Annotated in this window: 4 protein-coding genes; 1 reads left to right on the plus strand and 3 read right to left on the minus strand. The window is 42.0% G+C overall.

What is annotated here, in order from left to right; genetic code table 11:
• Positions 1-261: 261 nt before the first annotated feature.
• The 3 genes from K6C05_RS01770 to K6C05_RS01780 are packed head-to-tail and all read right to left on the minus strand — an operon-like array spanning position 262 to position 4,453.
• On the minus strand, positions 262-3,627 hold the full coding sequence (locus K6C05_RS01770) for a transporter substrate-binding domain-containing protein (RefSeq protein WP_296730651.1): 3,366 nt from the start codon (positions 3,625-3,627) through the stop codon (positions 262-264).
• A gap of 21 nt (positions 3,628-3,648) precedes the next feature.
• Positions 3,649-4,047 (minus strand): C-GCAxxG-C-C family protein, encoded by a 399-nt coding sequence (locus K6C05_RS01775; protein WP_296730652.1) that lies wholly within the window; start codon positions 4,045-4,047, stop codon positions 3,649-3,651.
• Positions 4,048-4,066: 19 nt separating this feature from the next.
• Positions 4,067-4,453, minus strand: a complete 387-nt coding sequence (locus K6C05_RS01780) for a hypothetical protein (RefSeq protein ID WP_296730653.1) — start codon at positions 4,451-4,453, stop codon at positions 4,067-4,069.
• Between the two features lie 156 nt (positions 4,454-4,609).
• On the opposite strand from K6C05_RS01780, the gene K6C05_RS01785 reads away from it, so the two are divergent.
• The coding region (locus K6C05_RS01785; protein WP_296730654.1) for a sodium-dependent transporter at positions 4,610-5,418 on the plus strand (809 nt) is incomplete at its 3' end.

Consider the following 5,418-nt stretch of genomic DNA (forward strand, 5'->3'; position numbering starts at 1 on the left):
AAAAAAGGTGAAAAAGTCAAACTCTAATTTTATTTTAATTTTACCAATACAAAAAGGTGCTGCCACTTCCCCCGTAAAAGGATGAAGCGCAGCACCTTTATAACTCGGTGTAAGATGTCCCCTTCCTCTATAGGTGGGGGGGAGACAAGCTTTAACAGGTGATGAGCATATCTCCCACCTCGTTGAAACGCTAATTGGAAGATTTTTCTTTTTAAAAGAAAAATTTGAACAATGGCGTTATAATGTCGCTATTCAATAATATTATGTTTTCCTGATAAACGACTCCAGGGTACTGTACAAGTCCTTGATTTCAATAGGTTTTGCAATATGTCCGGTCATTCCCACACTAAGTGCTTTCATCTTGTCTTCGGCAAATGCATTGGCTGTCATGGCGATGATAGGAACATTGGCAGCGTAATCACTGCCCAGCCCCCTGATTGCCACAGTAGCATCATAGCCATTCATAACAGGCATCTGAATATCCATTAATATTGCATCGTATTTGAAATCTTCACTTTCCTTGAATAATTTTACAGCCTCTTCACCATTTCCGGCCACATCAGCCTCCAGCTTAACACTTTCCAACAGCGCCAGGGCAATTTCCTGATTGATGGTATTATCATCCACCAGCAGCACACGCTTACCGCTAAAATCATAGTTTTTCATGGCACTCGCCCTGTCATTCTCATCCTGGTGCATACATTTCTTTAATTCGAGAGTCACAACAAATTTGGAACCCTTCCCTAGCTCACTGGTAACAGTGACATCGCCATCCATCATGTCTACCAGGCTCTTGGTAATGGACATTCCCAGTCCAGTCCCCTGAATACCACTTACCGTGGAATTCCTGGCCCTTTCAAATGGCTTGAATATATTCTGCAGGAACTCTTTATCGATGCCAATACCGGTATCCTCCACATGGAATTCATACTTGGCACAATTAGTGGCATCAGATTTTGTTTCAACCAGTGACAAGTAAACTGTTCCATTCTTTGTGAATTTAACAGCATTACTCAAAAGATTCAATAAGATTTGTTTCAACCGCAGCCTGTCAACCAGAACCGTATCATTATAAATTCCATTTGTATCCACCAGGAACTCCAAATTATTCATCTCAATGTCAGACTGCAGTATGGATTTCAGCTCGTCCACCAGTGCTATGAGATTTGTTGGCTGTGGATCAAGCTCTATGCGCCCGCTTTCGATACGGCTCATATCCAGGATATCATTTATCAGACTGAGCAAATGCTTGCTTACCATCTGTATCTTTAAAATATACTCCTTTACCTGGTCACCCCGCTGGATATTTTCCATTGCCAGGGCGGCATATCCCATAATGCCATTCATCGGAGTACGAATATCGTGAGACATATTACTGAGGAAAATACTTTTGGCGTGGCTGGCCTGTTGTGCCTTGAGAAGAGCTTCCTCCATTTTCCCGATCATTTCCTTGTATTCCTCAATATCCTGACATACGCCATACAGCCGTAATGGACTGCCATCAGGTCGCCTGCTCAAATGGGCATAGGCCCTGAACCAGATATACCCCACATCCTTCTTATTGATTCGCAGCTCCATATCAATGATATCGGATTTACCTGAGCCGTCATTTTTCAAGGAAAAAATTCTTTTTGCCCCGGCTATCAAATCATCCTTGTGAATTATTTTAACCATTGATTCGAGGTTATCCGGGAAATCAGTGGTGTCATTGTATCCCAAAATATGCCGCAGCCCATCACTCCAGTTTATTGAATCGACTTCACCAAAAGGATCAAATTCAACTACCCAATTGGCAGACCTTAAAGCCTCATGATTGCGTTCTATCAGCTCTATATACTCCTGCTGCATAGTAAAGAGTTCATTGATTTCATCATTTTTTTCCAGAAGCTCTTCATTGGCATAAAACTGCCGTTCATTAGCCTCCAGGAGATTATCATTGGCCGTTTGCAGCATCCCTTTTTGATTCCTCAGCACCTCATTAATTTTGGAAATACGCTTCCGGCTCTTGGCAACGATATAAAGAATCAACAATACGAGCAGGAAAATAATGCCTATGGCCACAGACAACCACCAGTATTCCAGCATCATATCCTTTAATGTATAGCGGCTGGATTCATATATGTATTCAGAAACAGCGTTATTAATCATGTTTTCATCCAACATAACTGTGCCACGCCTTAGAACGGACAATAAGTTGACATTATCCTTTTGAACAGCCATACAAATACCTGTCTTATGGCCTTTGTCTATAATCCTCAGGCCGCCGAATAACCGTTCATTTTTCAGATAACGATGTGCTGCATACTCATTGAGAACAGTGCAGTCTGCATCTCCATTGGATACTGCATCCAAGGCATCCTGAGTGGTCTGATAGAAAACAATGTCACACTTATCCAGCTTCATAGCTGATAAAAATGATATCACTGGCCTATCAATAGGGAGAGCAACCCGCTTGATCTTATTAGTATCTGTAATATCTGACACTACCAGACAGATATCCACATGTGTCAGATCATCAGTTTCGGCAACACCGCTTTTCTCTGCCCATCCAAGGTCCTTATATATACCAAAAACAATATCTATATCTTTTTGTGAAAAAGACTGTTTTAAAGCCTCAGCATCATTAAATGGCACATATGTAACCATCTCCGGATCAATCTGCATTGTGTTACAGATACTATCCATGACATCAGTAATAAGCCCTTTAGGCTTGCCGGTATCTGCATCCAGCCCACTAAATGGCATATTATCCGTAAAGTAACCGATTCGTATTTCTTTCTGTTTTCCCAACCATTCCCGCTCTGATTTTGTCAGACGCTGGTCCACCATGGCATCAGGGAAGTACTTGTATTCCAGCTCACTCAGAAATACCGGATGAGCATCATTTATCATGGTTTGCGCAGTATTCAATTCATCCAGCAGATCCTGCCTATTCTTGGTCACTGCCAAATAATAATCAGATTGTCCCAAAACAGCAACATTGGATATTCCATTCAGCTTCCCCTGGAAATGAGTCATGACCAAGGCATCTATTGCCCCTGTTTCCAATGCCTGAAGCTTATTTTTCTTGCCACTGGAAAGGAGAACAATATTACAGTCCAACTTGTGCTGGGCAATCCATTTTTCCAGATATTTTACCTGTATTGAATTTTTCTCTACACCTATTTTCTTTCCATTAAATGTGGATAAATCATTCCAATCAATAGTGGTATTGTCTGATTTACAGGCAAGATAATAAACCTCATGCCCCATAGGACTCTTCGGATAACCGATCAGTCCGGCCCTGGCGTCAGTGTAGGATACATCTGCCATAAGGTCTATTTCACCACTCAAACACTTTTCATAAAGCTGGGACCAACTGCCATATACATATTCATACTGCCACCCGGTATAACCGGAAATGAGCTGAAGATATTCATAGGCATAGCCGCCCTTAGTCTCATCATTTTGATCTCCAACCATAAAATTACCATCAACAAAGTAACCCACCCTTACTACCTTTCCGGAGTGAGTACCTGCTGATGGTAAATCTATTGTGGCAGAATCTATCGGTTTAGGCCCACCACATCCCGTTATCAGGCTGACAAACGCCATTACAAAGAGAACTACAATACATTTTCTCATCATTACACCTTTAGGCTGAATACATTACCTATTTTCTTCAATCAGCTTTTCTACCAGAGTTATGCTTTGCTGAATCATTGCATCACAATGCGTTTTTTTCTCAATACCTTTCTTTTTGCTGACTTGCAGAAGATCTGCACATTCCAGCTTGCCTTCATGATTTTCCTTTATAGCATCATAAAATTTATTCAGTACCTTCACATCATTGATACCGTGCATTCCCATGACCATAAGGCCACCGGTAACGGCCCCACATACTGAAGCTCTTTTCATTCCACCACCAAAATTAAAACCAAGATCGAAGGCCTGCTGCTCAGTCAAGCCCATTTCTTTGGCAAATGGTACCAGCACTGCCTGAGTACAATTGTAATGTATAGCCTTATCATCCCTTAACCTTTGTGCATGTTCTGTATGCTTACTCATTATACACTCTCCATCATTTTTACTGTATCATTCCACCTGGCTTGATATTCATAAGCAGTTCCCTGACCAATTCTTCCTCAAGCATGTTTTGCAGTTGAATTGCTGCCTTTTGTTCAGCTGTTTTTTGGGCTTCCTTGCGGCCAGCGGACTCGCCGTCAATGTGTCCGGCCTCATAGCCATTATCATACCCAAATTTGAAGCAATTCTCAGCTATCTCCTGGGACATATCCTTGACGCAGTCACGGAAAACAGCCTGAACCTCTGAATCCACCCTATATTTCACAAACAGCGAAGCCATCAGCTTCGATAGCATGGCCTGTTTGTCCAGGGCCTCCTCAGAAAGCATTTCTGCCAATGGAATTTCCTTCACATCAGTATTTTTTAAAGTCTTTCTTTTTGCACCCATAATAATCCCCCAATTCCTATGTAATATTGGGCAACTACATTATGCTACAACTACTTACTCTGATTTCTATACTTTTTCGACACAATACTATGTTTTTCCTGCATGAATTATGTTAAAATGAGGAAGCGTGATTTAAAAATAGGGGGTTTTTGTCTAATGGAAAGAGAATCCTTCCAATCTCGAATTGGATTCCTGCTGGTCAGCGCCGGTTGCGCCATAGGTATAGGAAATGTTTGGCGTTTCCCGTATATTTGTGGTGAATATGGCGGAGGACTTTTTGTACTTATTTATCTTTTATTTCTCATAATTATGGGAGTACCTATCCTGTCAATGGAACTGTCTATTGGCCGTGCCAGCAAAAAAACAGTGTATGTCGCTCTGAAAAAACTGGAGCCTGAAGGATCAAAATGGCACATTCATGGTACCATAAGTGTCCTGGGCAACTACATACTTATGATGTTCTATACCGTAGTATCAGGATGGATGCTGGACTATTTCTTTAAATTTATCAGTGGCAATTTCACCTCCGGTGTGTCTACCGAGCAGGTCACAGGCATATTTGGCAGTATGCTGGCAAATCCAATGGAAATGATATTCTGGATGCTGCTTGAGGTGGCAATATGCTTTTTCATTCTTAATGCGGGACTACAGGGTGGACTGGAAAAGGTCACGAAAATCATGATGGGGGCGCTCCTTGTATTAATAATTGCCCTGGGGCTTAACAGCATTTTCCTGCCAGGTGGCATGGAGGGTCTGACATTCCTGCTGATGCCAAGTATGGATGGTATAAACCAGCACGGTTTGTGGACAGTTGTTTCAGCGGCCATGAATCAGGCATTTTTCACATTAAGTGTCGGCATGGGTGCCATGACAATTTTCGGCAGCTACATTGGCAAGGATCATTCCCTGCCTGGAGAATCCCTTCGTATAGCAGCTCTTGATACTATCGTGGCAATAATGGCCGG

This window comes from Anaerovibrio sp. (genome assembly GCF_024697385.1).
Taxonomy (GTDB): Bacteria; Bacillota; Negativicutes; order Selenomonadales; family Selenomonadaceae; genus Anaerovibrio.